A 20,713-nucleotide genomic window follows, 5' to 3' on the forward strand; every position below is an offset into this window, starting at 1 on the left:
TGATGGCAGATTAGCAGGGGTGCAGAGCGCAGTCGCGGAACACAAATCAGGGGTTTTCGTCCCAGATCGTTTCAGACTGAACGCCAAGGTTTTCGAGCAATTCAAGGACGGCAATTATCGTTCGGGTATGGGGCGCGTCAGGATCGAACAAAGACTCGATCTCAGCCATTTCCCGTGTGGTCAACTGGGCACCGGCCTTTCTGCGCAGGCGATGTTCAACAGCGTCATCGCTCACGTTGTCGCTCTTCCCGGCCAGTTCTGCGAAACGCCGCGCGGCCTCGCGAACCTTCATGGGCTCGCGCGCGATTTCAGCTTCCCATTTGGGCGTTTGAAACCGTTCGTCCTTCTTCGCTATGGCATGCCGGAGGCCATCAAGCTCACGCTTGCGCACCTCGTCAATGACCTTGAATAGCGCCAGATCATCGAATGCGGCTGTTCGGCCACGCCCACGCTTTTCGCCGAACAGGGCCTCGCGCACGATTGCCAAACGTTCTGCCTCACTTTTCCTGTCGGGATGTTCGTATGAGCGAATGATGCTGAGAAGCAGGAGGTCAACCTGACGCTTGCGCAATTTCGGCTTGGGTGGCGTCATTCTTCGACCTGACCAATGTCATCACGTGTTGCGACCATGCGCCGAGGGCTCCGCGCTTCTCGTCCGCGTATGAATAGACATTGTAGATAGCAGCAACGCCCGAGACCACACCCGTCTTGTGGTTCAATAGCGCCTCGGTGACGGGCTGGGGGACGCCCAGCATCGCCATGTTGGTGGACATCGTGCGGCGCAGGTCATGGATAATCCACGGCTCCGTGCCCTCGGGCAGCGCCTTGTCGAGCCGGTCTTTCAGGCGACCGAACCCCGACACGGGCGATTTGCCGGTGGTGGTGAACACGTAGTCCGACCCGAGGAACCTCGGCACCCTGCGCAGCACGTCCATCATCGCGTCGGTGATCGGCACAGTGTGCTGCCTGCCGTTCTTGGCACGCTGCGAAGGCAGGGTCCACAGGCGTTTTTCGAGGTCGAGTTCCAACCAGCGCATCTCGGCGACCTCGGCGCGCCTCTGGCCGCTCAGGATCAGCAGCTTCATGCAATCCCCGAAAGGATAGCCTTCGGCGTCACAGGCCGTCCACAGCGCGCCCAGCTCATCGTCGGTCAGCACGCGCTCGCGCGACCTTTCCTTGGACAGCGGTTTCATCCCGGCGATGGGGGAGGCGTCGATCATGCCGCGCTCGACGCACCAGCCCATCAGGTGCTTGAGGTGGGCCAGCGCCCGGTTCGCGCTGACCGGCGCGGATTTGTGGATCACATCGCAGGCTTTCACGACATCGGCGCGTTTGATCTCGTCGATCCGTTTGCCGTGCAGGGTCGTGAATTTCGCCAGCAGGGCTTCCTTGCGCTTCCAGTCGCGGTTGTGAACCTTGGCGTGCTTCTCGATGTAATCGGGGATCACGTCGCCCAGCGTGGGCTTTGTCTCGACCTCAACGCCCGTGCGATCTTCGAAGCGGCCTGTCTCGATTTCGTAGAGAACCTGTCGCACCCGTTCACGCGCCTCGGCCAGCGACACGACGCCGAACCTCCCGATGGTCAGGCGACGCATCTTCCCGTTGATGCGCTTGTGCAGGCAGAACGTCTTGGTGCCGGACGTGCTGATGCGCAGCACGAGGCCCGGCATCAACTCGTCCCGGAATTCGAGACGTTTCGACGGGTTGGGCTTCTGCCCCTCGATGAACTTGGTGGTGAGCTTGCGTTTCATAGGCCCATGATAAGATGGGCGGATGAGCCGCGTCAGGGACAACCCTAGAGGGTTTGCAGGGTTTTGGATCGGGTTGCGCTGGATCGTGATACCCGTGTGGTCTTCGGTGTCCGTGGGTATCACTGGGGTAGCAGGAACGGTGAGCTTGAATGCTTCGGCGTGAGACGGGGCGAGACGATCTGCCATGCGCAAAGGTTAAGGTTTTCAATCGGCTACGTTACGGGTTGATCGATCCTGAGACGGGCCGTGCGGATCACAAGGCTAATTGAAAATCCTCGTGTCGGTGGTTCGATTCCGCCCCCGGCACCATTTTTCTAAATAAGATCAGGTACTTATACCGCTAGTTGGCTCGCAAACGTCTTTTGATTTTTGGCTGGGTGTCCTATGGGTGCCAAATTCTCGTGGAGCGCATTGACTGAGCAGCAAAGATGCAATCCTAGCTAGCCTATGAGTACGTCTCGCTCTAACCTGAGGTGAATTCCAGAAGAGTAACTCACAGGCAGAGTAAATGTACGATCCCACATTTGGCAGCGCGGCACTTGCAAGGCACCTGAACAAAAAGTGATTTCCTAAACCAGCCTGCATTGAAGAACGAGGCCCACAAGGCAGCTTTGATAACTAAGGCCGTCACCACAGCACGAAATGGTTTTTCCTCGCTGCCATTGACGCCAAATAACTTGGCAGGTCGGACCATTTATCAAGTAAATGATCTGGCGTGCGATCTGGTCCTGCGAAAAGCTGCTCAGAACATTCGCAGAATCACTTCTTCAAAACAGGGAAGTCGTGTCGAGATCGTTCGTCGTCTAAAATTGCTCTGCGAAGAAGGGTTGCCATTTACCGTTGCAAAGATGGACATCGAGAAATTTTATCCGTCCGTCGATCAGGATTTTCTGTCAAACCAACTCGGCAAAAGGCTCTTGACGGCTCCAAGCACGAGGTCTGTTGTCGTGTCACTGATTGAGCAATGCAAAGCTAACTCGATGAAGGGCTTGCCCCCAGGTTTGGCAATAAGTGCCGAACTTAGTGAATTCTACATGCAAGATTTTGACCAAAGAATGCGGGAACAACTAAACGCACATTACTATGCCCGATATGTTGATGACGTAGTGCTGATTCTTCCGGAATTGGATAATCCGAACTCCCTTAGGGTGCAGGTCGAAGAAGCTTTGCCAGCGGGGTTAAAATTGAATTTCTCCAAGTCGAGAATCTACGCCTTCGGAAACACGAAGAAAAAGCCGACATCGGTTGAGCATAGGTTTGATTATCTCGGCTTTAAGTTTAAGGTCTACGGGATCGGTAAGGACCGGCCTTTTGATCGTCGAGTCGAGTTGGACATCGCTTCGTCAAAGGTCAAAAAGAACAAGACGAGAATCGTGAAATCCCTCCTGCAGTACTTGGCTGACGGAAACTTTGATGACCTCATAGATCGCGTCCGTATTTTGACCTGTGGCTATCAGTTCTTTGACGAAAGGCAGCAAAAGAAGCGAAGCGCGGGTCTGCAGCACACATACAGCCTCATCAACAATAACGCGCCGGCACTCGCGGAGCTTGATAAGTTTTTCTCAAGGATGGTCCTGTGCCGTTCAGGGTCGATTGGCGGGAGGCTCGCACTGGTTCTAACAAACCGTCAAAGAAAAGAGCTTCTGAAATACTCATTCGTCCGCGGGTTCGCTAATCGCGTTCACTTCCGATTCAGTGCTGATCGGTTGGCCGACCTAATGGAGTGCTGGAAGTATGCCTAGCAAGAGAAAGTCACGGGTCAACCTTAACCGAGCCGACAAGTGGCGTGTGGTACTCACAGACACGTCACCTTTTGAGGTGCCGATAATCGTAAATAACAATGGCTTCTACAAAAACCTTCATGGAGTGGCTAAGAAATCGGCGCACTTCCAAGAATTTTTGAACGCCTGATCCAGCCCCCGTTTCACCGGACACCTAAGCGGTTTCGGTTTTGGCTCTGATGAACTCGCGTGGCGAGCGCCATTTCAAGCCGCTGTGTGGGTGGTTTTCGTTATAGTCTTCGATCCAATTTCCTATCAATGGCAGCACGCTCTCCGCGTCCGTCAACGGGTTCACGCGGACGTAGTCGCGCTTGAGCGTCTTCACGAAGGCCTCGGACATGCCGTTCGATTGCGGGCTGGCAACGGACGTGAAGCAGGGTTTCAGTCCGAGCTGGTGGGCGAAGATGCGCGTTTCCTTGGCGGTGTAGGCGCTGCCGTTGTCCGACAGCACCTCGATTGCCTGTGGGGCACAGTGGGTGCCAAAGCGTTTTTCGACGGCCTCCAGAAGCATGTCGCGCACGTCCGAGCCGCTTATCCCGGCATTGGCTACGGCCCGCCAGGCGATGATCTCGCGATCATGGGCATCAATCAGCAAGGCCGCCCGGATGACATCGCTATTCCAGCATGTGAACTCCAGACCGTCGCTGCACCACCGAAGATTCGAGCGCATCATCACCACCTTGCCGTCATGGCTGCGTTCGGGCCGGTCAAAGCCGGATCGCTCCAGCAGCAGGCCGTTGCTTTTCATGATGCGGAAGACGCGCTTATGGTTAACAGGCGGTAAACCCTGCGTTCGCAACTCCCGGTTCAGCAGCGCCGTGATGCGCCGGTAGCCATAGGTCGGGCGCTTTGCCACCAGCCGCTGGATGCGTGGCAAGACCGCCGCATCCTGGGCTTTATGATAGCCCCGACGCGGCTTCGCGCTTCCGTTCACCCGCTCGTGCAGGTTGGAGCGGGACACGCCCAATGTCGTCGCCACCGCCTTCATCGGGAACCGTCCCGTTTCAGCGACTGCGCAAGCAAGGTCGGTTTTTTTGAGCGTGATCTCTCCAGCGCTTCCTTCAGGATCTCGACTTCCAGCGTCTTGCGTCCGAGTTGACGTTCGAGTTCGCGGATACGGGCTTCCATCTCCCGCACCTGTTTATTGCTGGTGACGCTGTCATCTCCTGTCACGGCGATACTGGCCCCTTCGAGCATCAGTTTGCGCCAACGATACAGAAGATTGGGCGCCACGCCATTGCGCCGTGCAACGGCGGAAATGCTCTCGCTGTCATACAGCGTCTCCTCGACGATCCGCAGTTTCTCGGCCGCGGGCCAGCGCCGACGGCGGCCGCCATCGGTAACGATTTCAATCTCAGACATAAGCACGTGCTTAAGGCTATCCTTAAGCCTCCTTAGACAGGCCAAGGTGTCCGGTCGAAATGGGGGCCAGTTCAACGCCCTTTTTCTGAAAGACGACGGCAAGAGCTACACCGTTCCGCTAAGGTACAATATCGTCAAAGATTCTCGAAGCGTCAGAACCTTGAGCCTCCTGCATCCGAGGGGTCAGGTCATATTGGCTGATTTCTATCAGAAGTACGAGGAGTTGATCTGCGAATATTCAGGGCGCGGACCGTTCTCCATACGTGCGCCGAAGAAAGTTGGGAGTTCCTTTTTTGTGCCATCTCCGGTGCAGGACAAGAATCAATACAAGAATGCGACCGTCGATACGGCGGAGTTGGATAAACTGGTGCGAAACCCGGCAAGCTATTTTGCATATTCAGGATTTGAGCGCCTCTACAAGTTCTTCGCCTCGAACGATCACATTCGCTTAGAAAAGAAGTTTCGATACCAGTTGTCTTTGGACATTAGTAAGTGTTTTGACAGCATTTACACGCACTCTATGGCTTGGGCCATCAAGAGCAAGGAGGAGGCGAAAGAAAATACGTTCGCGCATAGTTTTGGAAACCGGTTCGATAAGGTAATGCAGAGGCTCAACCACAACGAAACTAGTGGTATCTGCATTGGCCCGGAGGCCAGCCGCATCTTTGCAGAAATCATTCTTGCAAAGGTGGATCAGAATGGACCTGTCCCGGTTTGATGCCGCCCCTTTGATAGCATTTACTGCAATAAAGGAGACTGACTATGGGACTGAAACGGACGGACGAATTCCGCCAGGATGCGGTGCGTATTGCACTAACCAGTGGGCTGACGCGTAAGCAGGTGGCTGACGATCTGGGTGTTGGCATGTCGAAGCTGAACAAATGGATTACGGCGCACCGAGACACGGATGTGGTTTCGAAAGAAGATTTGGACCTCGCTAAAGAGAATGAGCGGCTTCGACGTGAGAACCGGCTTCTCAAGGAGGAGAGGGAGATCTTAAAAAACCGTTCCGGGTTGGAGCCCGCCTGTGCGCGGTAGAAACAGCCTGTGCTACAGTTGCGCCATGAAGGGCAGCGGTCGTTCGCTTATTGGTGGTCCCGGCGCTGTCGGGAACCCCGTTAAAAAACGTGATCCATGGGTTGATGCGAACTTGAGAGTGGTGACGCTGCTTTTGCGGCGATCCCGGTTAGGAAGATGACGGATTTGCATAACCCACGCCCTTCTGTTGCCCACAGGAGGATGAACGATGGCAAAGCAAAAGACCCGCAAGACCCCGGCGATTGAGACCGTGAACGTCGGTGCTGCTGCGGTTGATATCGGCTCACGCGAACACATGGCAGCGGTAAATCCCGACGTGACGGATGCGCCGGTGCGCGCGTTTGGCACCTTCACGCATGATCTGCATGACTTGGCTGTGTGGTTCAGATCGCACGGAGTGACCAGCGTCGCAATGGAATCCAAGGGCGTGTACTGGATCCCAGCTTACGAGATACTCGAACAGCTGGCTTCGAGGTCATTTTAGTCAATGCACGTTATGCCAAGAACGTGCCGGGTCGGAAGACCGACGTCAGTGATGCAAGCTGGCTTCGGCAACTTCATTCCTACGGGTTGCTGCGTGGAAGCTTCAGGCCTTCTGCCGAGATCGCCACCCTGCGTGCGTATCTGCGCCAACGAGAACGGCTGGTCGAGTATGCGGCGGCTCACATTCAGCACATGCAGAAAGCACTAATGGAGATGAACCTCCAACTGCATCATGTTGTGTCCGACATCACTGGCGTTACGGGCATGAAGATCATCCGGGCCATTGCCGCAGGCGAACGGGATCTAGATGTGTTGGCGTCTCATCGTGACGTCCGTTGCCGGGCTTCAACCGAGACGATTAAAGCCGCACTCAATGGGAATGACCGACCAGAGCACATCTTTGCGCTGACCCAATCGCTGGAACTCTATGACTTCTATCAGGCCAAGATGCTGGAATGTGATCGCCATCTTGAGGCAACGCTGGCGGGATTAGGTGCCGACACAAAACATGGTCCCAGCCAACTGCCCCGTCCACGCACAAAGACCAAGCAGGTGAGCACACCTTCATTTGATGTGCGAGCGGCACTGTTTGGCGTCCTCGGCGTTGATCTGACCGAGATCCATGGGATGGGGCCGTCCTTGTCGCTTAAGTTGGTTGGCGAATGCGGTACTGATCTGCGCGCATGGCCAAGCGCTAAACACTTCACGTCATGGCTCTGTCTGGCACCGGGCAACAAGATATCCGGCGGCAAGGTGTTATTATCCCGAACGCGGCGGTCATCCAGCCGCGCCGCTGCTCTCTTGCGATTGGCAGCTGTCACCATCGGGCGAAGTGATACCGCTCTTGGCGCTTTTTACCGACGGTTGGCCGCCCGAGCAGGCAAGGCCAAAGCAGTCACAGCCGCAGCGCGCAAGATCGCGGTCCTGTTCTACAACACCCTACGCCACGGCATGACCTATCAGGACCCCGGTGCGTCCCATTATGAGGAACGATACCGCAATCGCGTGCTCGGCAATCTCAAGCGCCGCGCCAAGTCATTCGGCTATGATTTGCAAGAATTGCCGCAGGAGGCTGACATGGCTGTTTCTTAGGAAGGCCACCCAGTTCTTCGCGGGCCTAAAGCCATGAGGTTCAGGTTTATCGAAGAACATGCTGGGGACTTTCCAGCCAAGCGGCTTTGTCATGTTGTCGGCGTCAGCACGCGTGGGCTACGAGCGTTCCGCAACCGCCCGGCCAGCCGCAGGCAGCGATCTGATCTGGTCACGTTGGCACACATCAAAGAACAATCCCGTCTCAGCTTGGGCAGCTATGGCAGGCCGCGCATGACCGAAGAGTTAAAGGAGATCGGTCTGGACGTCGGTCATCGTCGTGTGGGCCGTTTGATGCGCCAGAACGGCATATCCGTTGTCAGAACCCGCAAACACAAGGTGACGATCACTGCCCGGCAGGCGATTGCAAAGCAATCTGCTGAGAGGGGGACAGCGATCACAAGTTCAATATTGCGCCGAACCTACTGGACCGAGACTTCACTGCTGATCAGCCCAATCAAAAATGGGCTGGCGACATCAGCTATGTCTGGACACGTGAAGGCTGGCTATATTTGGCTGTGATCCTGGATTTGCATTCCCGACGTGTGATTGGCTGGGCTGTCAGCAACCGGATGAAGCGCGACCTGGCGATCCGGGCGTTGAAAATGGCGATTGCGTTCCGGCAAACACCAAAGGACTGCATCCACCACACGGACCGCGGGTCGCAATATTGCTCACACGACTATCAGAAGATCCTGCGCCAGCACGGGTTCAAGGCATCGATGTCTGGCAAAGGTAATTGCTATGATAATGCGGCTGTCGAGACGTTCTTCAAGACGATCAAGGCAGAGCTGATCTAGCGGCATTCTTGGGAGACACGACGCAAGGCTGAGATGGCGATCTTCGAATACATAAACGGCTTTTACAATCCGCGTCGCCGACACTCAGCACTGGGCTGGAAAAGCCCGGTCGCATTCGAACGGCAAGTGGCTTAAACGAGCACCTGGGGCGGCACTAAAGCGCGACAGGTCCAGAACGCACGCCGTAACCTTGAAGCGAAAAGCCCCCCACACGTGATGGCGTCGACTATGAGTGCAGGCGATACGTGGACAACTACTATGTATTTTCCAATGGCCCTGCGATTGCCGAGCAGGTGGAGCACGAGCTATCAATCGCGTTGCGAGAGTACAATCTGCACCTGAATACTGGGAAAAGAGAGTTCGACAAACGCCCATTCTACTCGAAAAAGTCTCTGGTGATCGACGAGATCAATAACTCCCTTGGCGCTCATTGGGAGAAGCTCTTTGAAACTGTTACCCTACCTGCGAGCGGCAAAAGGGCGTTACTTCCGAAGTACATTTACAAGTATCGGTCATTGTTTGGAAAGTTCACCAGAGAGGTTAAGGCGGCATGCTTTTCCTCCGAGCTTGGTTACGATGCGGTTGCAAACTATGTTATTTGGGCGGTGCGCCGGAAAGTAATTGATATAGCTGACGGGTACGGTGATCTTTTAGCGATGGAAGAAAGTCCTGTTGTTGTGCGGGACTATCGCCAAATGTTCTTTTTCCTGCTCGATGTTGGATTTTACTTCTTTACGCTTCACCCGACCGTCGCGTCCTCGCTTCGCCTGTCTCACGCCATCGTGCGCGCTGCGCAGCATCTGCAAGAACATGATCCTGAAGGTTTTGACATTCTCAAAGAAGCCTCCCTTCGTTGGGCGTCACGATTGGCGAGGGCACCTAGTTTCGAAGGCTTGTTCTCAAAAAATTCTGTGATCTCTATTGAGATACTCAACATTCTGGTTAGTCTTCAACAATTTGGGGGCGATGAGCAACTGGAGCAGGAGCTGATTTCGCTCGCCAAACTGGACAGAAGGAGCCAAGGTTACTTCGAGTTGGTCGTAAAGCTATTCATCTATGGTGATCGGCCGGAGTTCGCTAACCAGAGGAACGAAATTTGGGATTTCATCTGTAAGCGAGTTTCGTCAGAGAAGCACCTAAGTAGGGATTCTGAAGCAGTGCATCTGTTGCTGGACACCCTCGCTTGTCCCTATCTGGACAGGGCCAAGAGAGCTAAGTTGCTTCGGGCTTCATGGAACAGGATTGGCGCGAACCCCGGAAACATCACTGTTGCAGCGGCCGAAGCGCTAATCGACGAAATCCAACAACAGCATTGGTTTGTTCGCTGGGATGGTATCGACCTATTGAACATGATCGAAAAAGATAGAATTGAGCAGCGTCTACGCCTAGGATAACTTGAAGTCGGGTGCCAGCCACGTTTTGCCGTGACTCGTTTGCGGTACAGACGGGCGATCAAACTGCGGTGTTCAGCCTTGCGTTGACCACATGGATCGTACAGTCCGCGTAAGAGGTCGTGTTGAGCAGCAATGCACACACTTTCTGTGGCTGGCATCCTAGCCTGATTTTCGAAGTCACTTTTTGGGTGCAGTCTTACCTGTGATTGCGGCTCTAGCCTCCTTTTCTGCCCCTGACCCCTTCACCCATTGCCACGGTGTGCGCGGCTTGCGTGCCTTTGCCAATTCTGGGTTTGCCTTGGCGTCTCTGGCGGCGGCGCGCAGGCGTTCGCGGGCTTCGCGCGGGTCGATCTTGAGTTCGTCACAGATGGCCTTGAGCGTCGCGATGTCGGTCATGTCGATCTCCTAAGTTGCTGATGCAGATCGATAAGACGCAAGATCGGAGCGTGTCAGGGATAACCCTAGTTCGGCTTGAAGATTTCCGAGACGTCCAAACCGAGTGCCTTGGCGATGCGCTCGACCACCAAGATCGACGGGTTGCGCTTTCCGGTCTCGACGCCGCTCAGATAGGTCTGGTGAATGTCCGCGCGATGGGCGACCTCTTCTTGCGAAAGGTCCTTCTCCCTCCTGATCCTCTGGATATTCCTCGAAACGCGCGATTGAATTGACATGCGCGGCATGGCGCATGGCGGTCACGTCTTCGACCATAGACTATAAATCATATTCGACTTAGGCTCACGGGAGGCCCGAAGTCACTGGCGACATTCAAGAATGCAGGAAGAGGCAGGGGGACGTGCGCCCTCTTGGTTTACTCATAGTCTATATGACGAGGCGAGGGCCGTTCTGTCGCCTGCCACCCTCCTGCTGCCCAATCATGTCTTGGATTTCATTGACCGGCACCCGGTTACGCACGGCGTCTATGGCTGGTGGTTCGACCACGGTCTTCCTGTTGTGCCAAGGGACGGGTGCATCGAGCGCGACGGGAAGCACCTGCTCTATATTGGCATTGCCCCCCGAAAGACCGGCCAGTGCGGCGAGATGGGCCATTACCTGTGAAAAGCCGACTCTGGCGCAACCACCTACGCGGGACGGTGCGCACCTCGACCTTGCGTTTGTCGCTTGCGGCGCTTCTCGAACAAGAACTTGAACTGACGTTCTGGCGCGACAAACGAAACCGGGTTCGCATGGATCGTCACCACGAGGACAAGCTAACAGAATGGATCGCCAAGCACGCGGCAATTTCGGTCGTGCAGCATGACGAACCGTGGTCCCTTGAGGAAGCGCTGGTCAGGAACGGGCCACCCCTGTCCCTGAATCTGAGCATGTCCGGGCAGGCGCGGCGTTGATTGTAAGCCCAGCCTGGTGCTCTTTCAGAATGCCAATGATCTATTCTTCACTAAAACGGTTTCTCTTCATCGTCTGTTTCCTCAGTTGGAGAACAGGCTAACCAAAATTCCAGGACATTTCAGGGGAGCAGGTCAGGGCCATGGAAGTCCGCGGATGCAGTCGAATGGGAAACCCTCAAATGGGTCGACTGGTTCAACAATCGCCGCCTGCTCGAACCAATCGGATACATCACGCCAAATGAAGCTGAGGAGGCGTTCTATGCAAACATGAACACACTCGATAAAGTCGCGTAAGAAGAACTGAACAGTCTCCGGTAAAACCGGTGCGGTTCAGGGCGCGCAGCAAAGGTGAGTATGCGACGTCAGGATGGTCGTCGGAAAGCTGGTGGAATTCGATCATACGGTTTTTCTTTAAAATCCACCGGACTTGAAACCAAAAAACACCTTGGTCACGTCCTCAGTGATGTCCCACGTCACGCGACTGCCATCTCGCACGAAGAGGCTATCGCCTGTGCTGAGCTCGGTGGTTTCTCCCGTGCTCATCTCTGTCAATCGGCAATGGCCAGACAGGATCGTCATAAGCTCATCGCCCTGTTCAGTACATTCGAACACGCCCCGCGTACAACGCCAGATGCCCATGCGCGTTGTATGCCCAGGACCACCAGCATCCAAGCGCCCGGAGGCTTTGGGATCGCCACTTTTGATGTGATAGTTGCTCAGCGGATTGTCGAACGGCCACGCGTCGAGGTCACCAACATCATCACTGGGTGTGTACTTGATCATCGCGCAATCCTTTCGCTTGGATGGGATGTTTTACTGAACTGTTCAGAGACACAACCCGTCAACGTAACGACATTGGTCTGACGTGTTGTCAAAGTCGCTCGTGACATCTTACCGGATCGAACCAAAAGCTGTCGGAGTTCCAACAATTTTTTGCTCTGAGCCATCAGGACTAAGTTTCTGTATTCCTCTGCAAGCATTGACGGACAGCGGCATGGTCTCTGGCTATCGCAAGCTGACGGATGATCTGCGCGACCAGGGCGAACACATCTCGGAGAAGAGCAGATATTCAAACAACAGCATGCTGCCGCACCCGCATGTGCCTGATCAGCAGGACGTGAGGCGGTTTCAAAGGCGGAACTCCCTGCGGTTCGCGTCGTAGACGCAGGCATGGGTTGTAAAAATGCAGTCGCCACTTCACGAAATCGTGCGGAACTCGTCGCGTGCGGGCTGGTTGTTTCTCTAACCACCTCTAGCGACAGGGATTACGTCTTATGCTCCTTTCCGGTCTCCTACGGTCTTTCGCAACCGCCGCGCTCATCACCTGCACCGCCATTCCGGCAATTGCGCAATCCTTGACCGACCAGCTGTCGCAGAGCGGACCTTATGGCAGTATCGCGAACATTCTGAAAGCAACGGACGGGGCGGAGGACGCTTTGGATACGGGCCAGCGTCTGACCCTTTTTGCCCCGACGGACGAAGCCTTTGCCCGTTTGCCGGACGACCTGCGCGACGCGCTGACTGCGGCAGGGGGCGATGCGGCGCGTGAACTTTTGCTTGGCGCGCATCTGGTCCGGGAATGGCAGGAACAGGATGATCTGCCCGTTGAGATGCAAAGCCTTGGCGGACAGCGCCTGCTTGTGACCTATACCGATGGCGCGCTGACCCTGCGTCTTGGGGCTGACAAGTCTCTTACCGATCCTGATGCGATCCGGGCCGCGCGGGCCAGCGCGGCGCAAATCCGGGCTGCCAATTCCGATCGGATCGGCCCGCTTCTGGTACATCCGCTTGACCGCGTGTTGCTGCCCGAGGGACTTGGCGATGCGATTACCGCCGCCGAGGATCAGGCCACGGCCGAGACGGTCGCCACGGGCAGCGATACGCAGACCGCCGACCCCCTATCACAGCAGCTGGCGCGCACCGATGGCGATGGCACGTCCGACGCCCTAGTGCCGGATGAAGCCGACACCCGGACCCAACGCACGGAATCGTCCGGCGTCGATACTGTCGACCTTCCTGAGCCAAATGTCGTTGTCCTGACCCCCGAACCCGCGCCGGAGGCAGCATCGGACCCGGTATCGACGCAGCAACAGGATCAGGCGCAAGACGCCTCATCGGACGACGCGGCGCGCGATATCGCTCTGACGCGGTCGGTCACGTCGGTTTCGGAGTTGCTCGGCCAGACAGTCACCAGTCCTGAGGGCGAAGACCTGGGCGTGGTGTCCGATCTGCTGATGGCGCTCGACAATGGCCAGATCGAGACACTCGTGATCAGCCAGGAAACCGGGTTTCTTGGGTTGGGCGGCACCGAAACGCTGCGTGTCGCGCTTGACACGCTGTCAATCGACCCGTTGCAGAACCGCTTGATCATTGACCGGCCGGATGGGTCGGACGAAGGATCAAACGAATGACACAAACGCAGCGAGGCGCGGTCAAGCCGCCAGAGGATGGGCACCAGACACAGCCGCATGCCGACACCGAAGAGGACGCGCCGTCGCGCAAGGGCGCCTGGTTCTGGGCGCTGATTGCGGTGCTTTTTCTCGCGATAGGCGGCGGCATTTTCGCTTGGCTGACATTCTCGGGCGGTGACGAACAGGCGCAAAACGCGCCACAGCCGCCATTGGTGCGGGTCGCGCTTGTGGAACAGGCGGATCGCCTAGAGGTGCGGCAATCGGGATTTGTGCGCCCATTGTTCGAAGTACAGGTTGCCTCCGAAGTGGCCGGGCGCATCGCCGAACTGAGTCCGAGTTTTCGGCTGGGATCGCAGGTCAAGGCTGGAGATGTTCTCGTCCAGCTGGATCGCGACACGTTTGAAGCAGACGAAGCACAGGCGCGGGCCCGGCTAGAGCAGGCCCGCGCCGCCGTGACAGAGGCGCGCATCACACGCGACCGCGCGCAGGAACTAGAGGATCGTGGCTTTGGCACCGAGGAGCAGTTGCAGGAATCCATTCTTGGCGTGGCCCGAGCGCAGGCAGAGCTTGCCGCGGCGCGTGCTTCAATCACCCGCACAGAAAGCAATCTCGACAATGCGACCATCACGGCCCCCTTCGACGCGTTGGTGACCGCGCGCACAGCGGCTCCGGGACAGATCGTGCAACCGGGGGCAAGCCTCGGCACTCTGGTCGCGCTCGAAGCGGCAGAAGTCGAGATGGGGCTTGTGCCACCCGACATCGCGCTGCTTGGCGATCTAAGCAAAATGCGCGGTGCCAAGGTAGAGATCCGGGGCATCGGCCCTGATGCGCCGCAACTGGGTGTCGGAGTAGTCAGCGATGTCGATCCAAGCATTGAGAACCGCACCCGCACCACTGCGCTTGTCGTGCGGATCAATGACGCATTCGCGCCGCGCGATCCCCGCCCCCTGCGGGTCGGCGAACTGGTCAACCTGATCCTGCCCGCACAACTGTCGGACGGCAACGTGCTGTCCCTGCCCGTCGCCGCGCTGACCAATCGCGATACCGTCTGGACGGTGGAGGACGGCAAACTGCGCCGGGCGCAGGTTCAGGTGCTGCAACGCGCCGAAGAACGCGCGCTTGTATTGTCAAATGCGCTTGATGTTGGCGCGCCGGTGATGGTGTCGGATCTCGCTGCCGCGTTCGAAGGACAGGTCGTGCGCGTCGCGAACGCTGAGCGAGAGGCGGATTCCTGATATGAAACGCCTGATCCGATGGTTTCTTTACAACCGGGTCGCCGCCAATCTGCTGATGATAGCACTCATCGCGGCGGGCGTGACGTCGATCCAAAACCTGACAGTGCGCACCTTCCCCGAGATTGCGGTGAACACCGTCAGCGTCACCGTGGTCTATCCCGGTGCCACGCCAACCGAGGTGGCAAGCGCGATCTTGACCCCCATAGAGGAAGAGCTTCAGGGCCTCGAAGGTGTTCGCGAAATGACATCGACCGCGACGCAGGGCACTGGAACGGTGACCGCCGAACTGACCAGCGGGGCCGATATCCGGCGGGTCAAGAACGATATCGAAACCCGTGTTGCCCGCATCACCACGTTTCCCGACGCCGCGCAGGCGCCCCGCATCGTCGAGGTGGAGCCAACTGAACTGGCTGTGCAGATTGCCCTTTATGGCGATGTGCCCGCACCCACGCTCAAGGCGCTTGGCGAACGGGTGCGCGATGATCTGACCGACATGACCGGCATTAGCCAGGTCAGCCTGTCTGGCATCCCGACCGACCAGATCGAGGTCGCGGTCACACGCGACACGCTGCGCGCCTACGGCATCGGCCTGACCGAGCTTGGCCAACGGATCGAATCCGGCACGCTCGACCTGTCGGGCGGCACCATCGACACCGGTCGGACCGATCTGCAACTGCGCACCGTGGGCGAGGCGCGCACCGCCGAGGAGTATCGCGAGACGATCGTTTTCGCCGGCGAGAACGGCGCGTTGGTGCGCCTGTCTGACATCGCCGAAGTGCGCGATACGTTGGCCGCAGGCGACATCGCTGCCACGATCGACGGGGTGCAGGCGCTTTTCGTGTCGGTCAACCGCGCCGGAAGCGAGCAGGTGCTCAATATCGTCGATCAGGTGCAAGCCTATCTTGACACGGAATTGAAGCCGTCCCTGCCCGATCAGGTGCAGGCCGTGGTCTGGCGCAATTCCGGCGAACAGCTTAGCGGGCGCATTGACCTGCTGGTCAAGAACGGTGCAATCGGCACGGCGCTCATCCTGCTGGTCCTGATGCTGTTTCTTGATATCCGCATCGCCGCCTGGGTGGCCACCGGCGTCATCATCGCCTTTATCGCCGCCTTTGCACCGATGCTGGTCTATGGCACCACCATCAACCAGCTGTCGCTTTTTGGGTTCATCCTTGCCCTTGGCATCGTGGTGGACGATGCGATTGTGGTGGGCGAATCCGTCTACAGCCAAATCGAAAGCGGCTCTGACACGCCGGCCGAGGACGGCATCATGACGGTGTGGAAGCCGATCCTGTTTTCGGTTACCACCACGATCCTTGCCTTTGTGCCGCTGCTGTTCCTGCCCGGCGCGTCGGGGTCTTTCATCACCCCGGTGGCAGCGGTGGTGATCTATGTTCTGGCACTGTCGCTGGTGGAAAGCTTTCTGATCCTGCCGCGCCACCTGCAAAGCGTGAAGGCGCGCGATCCGCATAAATGGTCGCCCCGCCGCCTGCAGGAACCGGTGCGCAAGCGCGTCGCCGATATGCTTGAACGGTTCGCAGACGGGCCGCTGCGGCGCGTCGTGCGGGGCTGCATTCTGCATCCGCTGGTGGCCATTATCGGGGCCTTTGCGATTGCCCTGGCCGTGGCGGGGCTTTTCACCGGCGGTGTGGTCAAGTTTACCTTCTTTCCGCAGATCGAAGGTAATTTCGTCACCGCCGAGCTAAGCTTTCCCGAAGGCACCAGCGACACCGCGACGCTGGAGCGCGCCACCGAACTGAGCGCCGCTGCGCGCCGCGTCGGAGAAGAGCTGGGTGGGGCCGAATTGCTGCAGAACACCGCCATCAACATCGGGTTCAGCCCCGGGTCCGGCGGCCCCGGTGGCGGCGGTCTGGCTGCGGGCAACCGCGCCACCGTGTCGGCCAAGCTGCTCGACGCCTCCACCCGCGAGGTCAGCGCCGGGGCCTTTCGCAACGCCTGGCGTGACGAGGTCGGCGAGATCCCGGGCGCGCGCGAACTGGTCTTTTCCTCGTCGCTGATCGGTGTCGGCGCGCCGATCCTGCTTGAGGTATCGGCCGAGAACGAGGAAAACCGCGATGCTGCCGTCGGGGAATTGCGCGCCGCTCTCGAAGGCCGCGCAGGTGTTCAAGACATCCGCGACGACCGCACATCGGCGGCACAGGAAATCGCTATCCGCCTCAAACCAGCGGCCGAAAGCTATGGCGTGCCGCTTCAGACGCTGGCCAGCGAGGTGCGCGGCGCGTTCTACGGCGTGACCATCGACCAAATCGCCCGCGATCAGGAAGAGGTGGACGTGCGCTTGCGCCTTGTCGAGGATCAGCGCGACAGCGTCACCGATCTTCTGGCGCTGCGCATCCAGACGGCGGATGGCCCCGTGCCGCTAACCGTGCTGGCCGATGTCGCGCTCGAACCCGCGCCCATCGAGATCGAACGCATCGGTGGGCGCACGGTGACGACGCTCACCGCCGATGTGGACACCTCGCAAACAACGGGCGGTGCGGAAACCACATGGTTGATGCAGGACATCGTGCCGCAACTCGAACGCGACTATCCGGGCCTCACCGTGTCGACCGGCGGCGAACAAGAGGAAGCGGGGCGGTTCGGATCGTCAATTGCCATGAATTTCTCGCTGGCGTTGTTGGCCATCTACACAGTTCTTGCGCTGGCCTTTTCCAGCTACCTGCGCCCCCTGATCGTTCTGGGCATCGTCCCTTTCGGTCTGATCGGCGCGATTATGGGCCATGCCATACTGGGTCTAGATCTCACCTTGCTCAGTATGTTCGGCATCATCGGCCTGTCGGGCGTCGTGGTAAACGGGGCACTAATGATCGTGACATTCATCCAGCAGCGCGAACATGGTGGGGCTGCGCCATTCGAGGCCATCGAAGAAGCCACCCTCGCCAGATTCCGCCCCGTGCTATTGACAACGCTGACCACCTTTCTGGGCATCTCACCGCTCATCCTGGAACCGTCGGTACAGGCACAATTCCTCGTGCCGACCGCCGTATCGCTGGGCTTCGGCATCCTGTTCGTACTGGTGATCCAGATGATCCTCGTCCCCGCCTACGCCTCCCTCTTTTCGCGCGGCGAACAACGGGTCAGGGGCGAGCGGCAGATGGCATGATACGGACTTTGGAGTGAGAAAGGCCGACCGAGGTTAAAATCGTGCTTTCAATAAGCCAACACAGGTCCGCGCGACCGCAAAGATCAGTTTCCGGTTCGTGCGGCCCCCCAGGCGCTCATGGAGTTGAGAACCGGACTCAATGTTTCGCCATCGGGTGACAGCGCATATTCGACCCGCACCGGGACTTCGGCAAACACATTCCGTATGCCAAAGCCCGGCCACCGCTTTCGCGCTGACCGATCTTTATGGGTCCATAGCACGGTTGCAGGGGAACCAAATGGTCGTCGAGATAAAACGTGTCGAACGGGTTTTCGGAGTCACGCTTACATCCATCGCGGATCATATTGCAGGATGGCCGAGACAGGAAAAATAGCTTTGCGCCCCTGCGGCCAAACCGATCCCACCCGGCAACGCCCACACGCATCCAACCCCTAACCCAGATGCCCCCACCACCTTGTCCAGCGTCGCCGGATAGTTGTGTGCCCGGGTTTCCCCGGTGACGGCGTTCAGATCAGCCCTGGATGGGTGCGCCGCGCGTCAAGCAGGGTGACGCGCAGGTCAAGGTCGAGCCTGTGAATATCGGTATTGGTGGGAAGGTTTCTCTGTGCTGGATAGGTGATTGGAATTGCAAGGGCGGCGGCGCTGGTCGCCGCAGAGTGGGTGGTCGGCCCGCAATCTGGCATGGAATGCGGGCCGCGTCTCGTCTCAAACCATCCGCTCCCAGAACCGCAGTTTGGCGCAGGTTTCGACGAACCCCGTGGCATCGTCTGGCTGATCAAGCGGGATGATGCCGTCATCCATGCTGTCGACCCCGGCCATTTTCAGGAAATCCATGCCCGCATCGCCAATGCCGATGAACTTGCCGAAGGCGAACGCATCGAGCGCGAAGGTTTTGGCGGCATGCATCCCCGCCAGCTGTTTCGCGCCATCGTCGGACACAAGCATCACAATCGCGTCGTATAACGCGGCCGGCGCACCGTCGATCTTTTGATCGGCGGGCACCTCTTTGCCGCCGGCGGTGGTGATCCCGTAAATATGAGGCGCGACCACCTCGACCATGCCGCCGGCATCCTTCACCGCCTCCATGATCGCATCGAGCAGCGCATCATCCACGCCATCGCTTAGAAGCAGCCCCATCTTGCGCCCGGCAAAGCTCTCCGGCCCGTTTTTCAGGATCGACAGCTTGTCGGAGGGGTTCAGCCCCTCGACCGGTGCGCGTGCAGGGTTATGAGCCTTTGGCACCTCTATTAGCCCCAGCCCATCGGCGACCTTTTGGGCCAGATCGGTGTCGATATTCGGCAAATGTGCCACCAGCCGTTCGCGGATGCCCGGTGTTTCGACCTTGGACAGTTCGAAGGTGATCGCGTTGGCGATATGGTCCTGCTCAACCTCTGTCTGGCTCTGATAAAACTGCCGCGCCTGACTGTAGTGATCGGCAAACAGCTCGGGCCTGATCTTGCGCTTTTCGCCCTCGACCATTTCGGGATAGTGCTGAAAGGCCCCGTCCGGATCGGCGCGCGGCCCCCCTTCGGCCCAGCCATTGGGCTCATAATTCGCCCGCCCTTTTGGATTGTGCATCGCCATATGACCATCCTGCTGAAAATGATGGAACGGACATTTCGGCGCGTTGATCGGGATATGGGTGAAATTCGGCCCGCCGAGGCGCTTGGTCTGCGTGTCGAGATAGGAGAAATTGCGCCCCTGCAGCAGCGGGTCATTGGTGAAATCCACACCCGGCACGATATTCTGCGTGCAAAAGGCCACCTGTTCCGTCTCGGCAAAGAAGTTGTCGACAACCCGGTCCAGAACCAGCCGCCCGATGATCCGCACCGGCACGTCCTCTTCCGGGATCAGCTTGGTCGCATCCAGAATGTCGAACGGGAATTGATCGGCGAAATCCTCGTCGAACACCTGAACCCCCAGCTCCCATTCGGGGTAATCGCCGCTTTGGATCGCGTCCCAGAGGTCGCGGCGGTGGAAATCGGGGTCGGCCCCGTTGATCTTGACCGCCTCGGGCCAGAGCACCGATTGCAGACCCTGCTTGGGCTTCCAGTGAAATTTGACGAAGTGGCTTTTGCCCTCGGCATTGACGAAGCGGAACGTATGCACGCCAAACCCTTCCATGAAGCGGAAAGAGCGCGGGATCGCCCGGTCGGACATGATCCACATGACCATGTGCATCGCCTGCGGCATCAGCGAGATGAAATCCCAGAAATTGTCATGCGCCGATTGCGCCTGCGGAAAGGCGCGGTCGGGCGCTTCCTTTACCGAATGGACGAGATCGGGAAATTTCATCGCATCCTGGATGAAGAAGACAGGGATGTTGTTGCCGACAATGTCCCAATTGCCCTCCTCGGTGTAAAGCTTGACGGCAAAGCCGCGCACATCGCGGGCCAGGTCAAAAGACCCCTTGTTCCCGGCGACTGTGGAAAACCGCGCGAAAGCAGGCACCCGGCGGCCCTTTTCCTGAAACAGATGCGCCGAGGTCAGATCGGACAGCGCGTCCGTCGTTTCGAAATACCCATGCGCGCCGTAGCCGCGCGCGTGAACCACGCGCTCGGGAATGCGCTCGTGATCGAAATGAAAAATCTTTTCACGAAAGTGGAAATCTTCCAGCAACGCAGGCCCGCGCGCTCCAGCCTTCAGCGTATTCTGATCGTCATCGACGCGGATGCCCTGCGCCGTTGTCATTGCCGGTCCGCCGCGTTGATGGGGCTCTCCACCATGGCCGATGTCAGTTGGCCTGTCGGTCAGATCGTTAGAGCTTTGCGTGTCGGCGCTGGGTCGGTAAAGGGGGGTTTTGTCTGTCATGAGAGAGTTTCCTTCGGTCTTGTTTCTGCCGCTCGGGCAGGTCGGCGGCACCTCTTTCAAAACCCGCGATGACCGGCCTGGTTCCTGC

General features: G+C 58.0%; 18 protein-coding genes and 3 pseudogenes. 11 read left to right on the forward strand and 10 right to left on the reverse strand.

Annotated elements, in window-relative coordinates; translation table 11 throughout:
- Positions 1–46 precede the first annotated feature (46 nt).
- Both ACG74X_RS13065 and ACG74X_RS13070 read right to left on the reverse strand, forming a co-directional pair.
- Complete coding sequence (locus ACG74X_RS13065) at positions 47–592, reverse strand: hypothetical protein (protein WP_411235345.1); 546 nt, start codon at positions 590–592, stop codon at positions 47–49.
- Positions 552–1,751, reverse strand: a complete 1,200-nt coding sequence (locus ACG74X_RS13070; RefSeq protein WP_411235347.1) for a tyrosine-type recombinase/integrase — start codon at positions 1,749–1,751, stop codon at positions 552–554. The genes ACG74X_RS13065 and ACG74X_RS13070 overlap by 41 nt, the downstream gene beginning before the upstream one ends.
- A 575-nt stretch (positions 1,752–2,326) precedes the next feature.
- Between ACG74X_RS13070 and drt3a the strand changes: the two are divergent.
- Positions 2,327–3,493, forward strand: a pseudogene (gene drt3a, locus ACG74X_RS13075) (antiviral reverse transcriptase Drt3a); the annotation flags it as partial.
- A gap of 193 nt (positions 3,494–3,686) precedes the next feature.
- Here drt3a and ACG74X_RS13080 read toward each other — a convergent pair.
- A protein-coding gene (locus ACG74X_RS13080; protein WP_411235348.1) for an IS3 family transposase occupies positions 3,687–4,894 on the reverse strand; the annotation gives its coding sequence in 2 pieces (ribosomal slippage) (positions 3,687–4,570 and positions 4,570–4,894; 1,209 coding nt in all).
- Between the two features lie 193 nt (positions 4,895–5,087).
- Between ACG74X_RS13080 and ACG74X_RS13085 the strand changes: the two genes are divergently transcribed.
- The 6 genes and pseudogenes from ACG74X_RS13085 (at position 5,088) to ACG74X_RS13110 (ending at position 9,698) form a co-directional block, all read left to right on the forward strand.
- Positions 5,088–5,612, forward strand: a complete 525-nt coding sequence (locus tag ACG74X_RS13085) for an RNA-directed DNA polymerase (RefSeq protein ID WP_411235350.1) — start codon at positions 5,088–5,090, stop codon at positions 5,610–5,612.
- A gap of 44 nt (positions 5,613–5,656) precedes the next feature.
- A pseudogene (locus ACG74X_RS13090) lies at positions 5,657–5,896 on the forward strand (transposase); the annotation flags it as partial.
- A gap of 244 nt (positions 5,897–6,140) precedes the next feature.
- Complete coding sequence (locus tag ACG74X_RS13095; protein ID WP_411235351.1) at positions 6,141–6,416, forward strand: hypothetical protein; 276 nt, start codon at positions 6,141–6,143, stop codon at positions 6,414–6,416.
- On the forward strand, positions 6,311–7,507 hold the full coding sequence (locus tag ACG74X_RS13100; RefSeq protein WP_411235353.1) for an IS110 family transposase: 1,197 nt from the start codon (positions 6,311–6,313) through the stop codon (positions 7,505–7,507). The genes ACG74X_RS13095 and ACG74X_RS13100 overlap by 106 nt, the downstream gene beginning before the upstream one ends.
- Positions 7,508–8,439: pseudogene (locus tag ACG74X_RS13105) on the forward strand (IS3 family transposase); the annotation flags it as partial.
- Between the two features lie 110 nt (positions 8,440–8,549).
- Positions 8,550–9,698: a hypothetical protein gene (locus tag ACG74X_RS13110; protein ID WP_411235355.1), complete on the forward strand. Its 1,149-nt coding sequence runs from the start codon at positions 8,550–8,552 to the stop codon at positions 9,696–9,698.
- Between the two features lie 177 nt (positions 9,699–9,875).
- Here the strand turns inward: ACG74X_RS13110 and ACG74X_RS13115 are convergent, their stop codons facing one another.
- From ACG74X_RS13115 to ACG74X_RS13125, 3 genes are all read right to left on the reverse strand, one after another.
- Positions 9,876–10,094, reverse strand: coding sequence for a hypothetical protein (locus ACG74X_RS13115; protein WP_411235357.1), 219 nt, complete (start codon positions 10,092–10,094; stop codon positions 9,876–9,878).
- Between the two features lie 65 nt (positions 10,095–10,159).
- Positions 10,160–10,369, reverse strand: coding sequence for a helix-turn-helix domain-containing protein (locus ACG74X_RS13120; protein ID WP_411235358.1), 210 nt, complete (start codon positions 10,367–10,369; stop codon positions 10,160–10,162).
- A gap of 148 nt (positions 10,370–10,517) precedes the next feature.
- Positions 10,518–10,745, reverse strand: coding sequence for a hypothetical protein (locus ACG74X_RS13125; protein ID WP_411235360.1), 228 nt, complete (start codon positions 10,743–10,745; stop codon positions 10,518–10,520).
- 5 nt (positions 10,746–10,750) lie between these two features.
- On the opposite strand from ACG74X_RS13125, the gene ACG74X_RS13130 reads away from it, so the two are divergent.
- Positions 10,751–11,044 carry a GIY-YIG nuclease family protein gene (locus ACG74X_RS13130; RefSeq protein WP_411235361.1) on the forward strand — a complete coding sequence of 98 codons (294 nt, stop codon included), beginning with the start codon at positions 10,751–10,753 and terminating at the stop codon, positions 11,042–11,044.
- A gap of 411 nt (positions 11,045–11,455) precedes the next feature.
- Here ACG74X_RS13130 and ACG74X_RS13135 read toward each other — a convergent pair whose 3' ends face one another.
- On the reverse strand, positions 11,456–11,827 hold the full coding sequence (locus tag ACG74X_RS13135; RefSeq protein WP_411235363.1) for a cupin domain-containing protein: 372 nt from the start codon (positions 11,825–11,827) through the stop codon (positions 11,456–11,458).
- Between the two features lie 491 nt (positions 11,828–12,318).
- Here ACG74X_RS13135 and ACG74X_RS13140 point away from each other — a divergent pair, with 491 nt between their 5' ends.
- Genes ACG74X_RS13140 through ACG74X_RS13150 form a run of 3 tightly spaced genes read left to right on the forward strand, consistent with a single transcriptional unit; the run spans position 12,319 to position 17,814 of the window.
- On the forward strand, positions 12,319–13,455 hold the full coding sequence (locus ACG74X_RS13140) for a fasciclin domain-containing protein (RefSeq protein ID WP_411235364.1): 1,137 nt from the start codon (positions 12,319–12,321) through the stop codon (positions 13,453–13,455).
- Positions 13,452–14,690: an efflux RND transporter periplasmic adaptor subunit gene (locus ACG74X_RS13145; protein WP_411235366.1), complete on the forward strand. Its 1,239-nt coding sequence runs from the start codon at positions 13,452–13,454 to the stop codon at positions 14,688–14,690. Before ACG74X_RS13140 ends, ACG74X_RS13145 begins: the two co-directional genes overlap by 4 nt.
- Before the next feature lies 1 nt (position 14,691).
- On the forward strand, positions 14,692–17,814 hold the full coding sequence (locus ACG74X_RS13150; RefSeq protein WP_411235368.1) for an efflux RND transporter permease subunit: 3,123 nt from the start codon (positions 14,692–14,694) through the stop codon (positions 17,812–17,814).
- An 83-nt stretch (positions 17,815–17,897) separates the two neighbouring features.
- On the opposite strand, the gene ACG74X_RS13155 is transcribed toward ACG74X_RS13150, so the two are convergent.
- The 3 genes from ACG74X_RS13155 to ACG74X_RS13165 form a co-directional block, all read right to left on the reverse strand.
- Positions 17,898–18,074 (reverse strand): winged helix-turn-helix transcriptional regulator, encoded by a 177-nt coding sequence (locus ACG74X_RS13155; protein ID WP_411235369.1) that lies wholly within the window; start codon positions 18,072–18,074, stop codon positions 17,898–17,900.
- Positions 18,075–18,320: 246 nt separating this feature from the next.
- A complete protein-coding gene (locus tag ACG74X_RS13160) occupies positions 18,321–18,497 on the reverse strand; it encodes a hypothetical protein (RefSeq protein ID WP_411235370.1) in 177 nt (58 codons plus the stop codon).
- A 22-nt stretch (positions 18,498–18,519) separates the two neighbouring features.
- Positions 18,520–20,625 carry a catalase gene (locus ACG74X_RS13165; RefSeq protein WP_411235371.1) on the reverse strand — a complete coding sequence of 702 codons (2,106 nt, stop codon included), beginning with the start codon at positions 20,623–20,625 and terminating at the stop codon, positions 18,520–18,522.
- Between the last annotated feature and the right edge of the window lie 88 nt (positions 20,626–20,713).

The sequence above is a fragment of the Marivita sp. S0852 genome (genome assembly GCF_046591575.1).
Classification (GTDB): domain Bacteria; phylum Pseudomonadota; class Alphaproteobacteria; order Rhodobacterales; family Rhodobacteraceae; genus Marivita.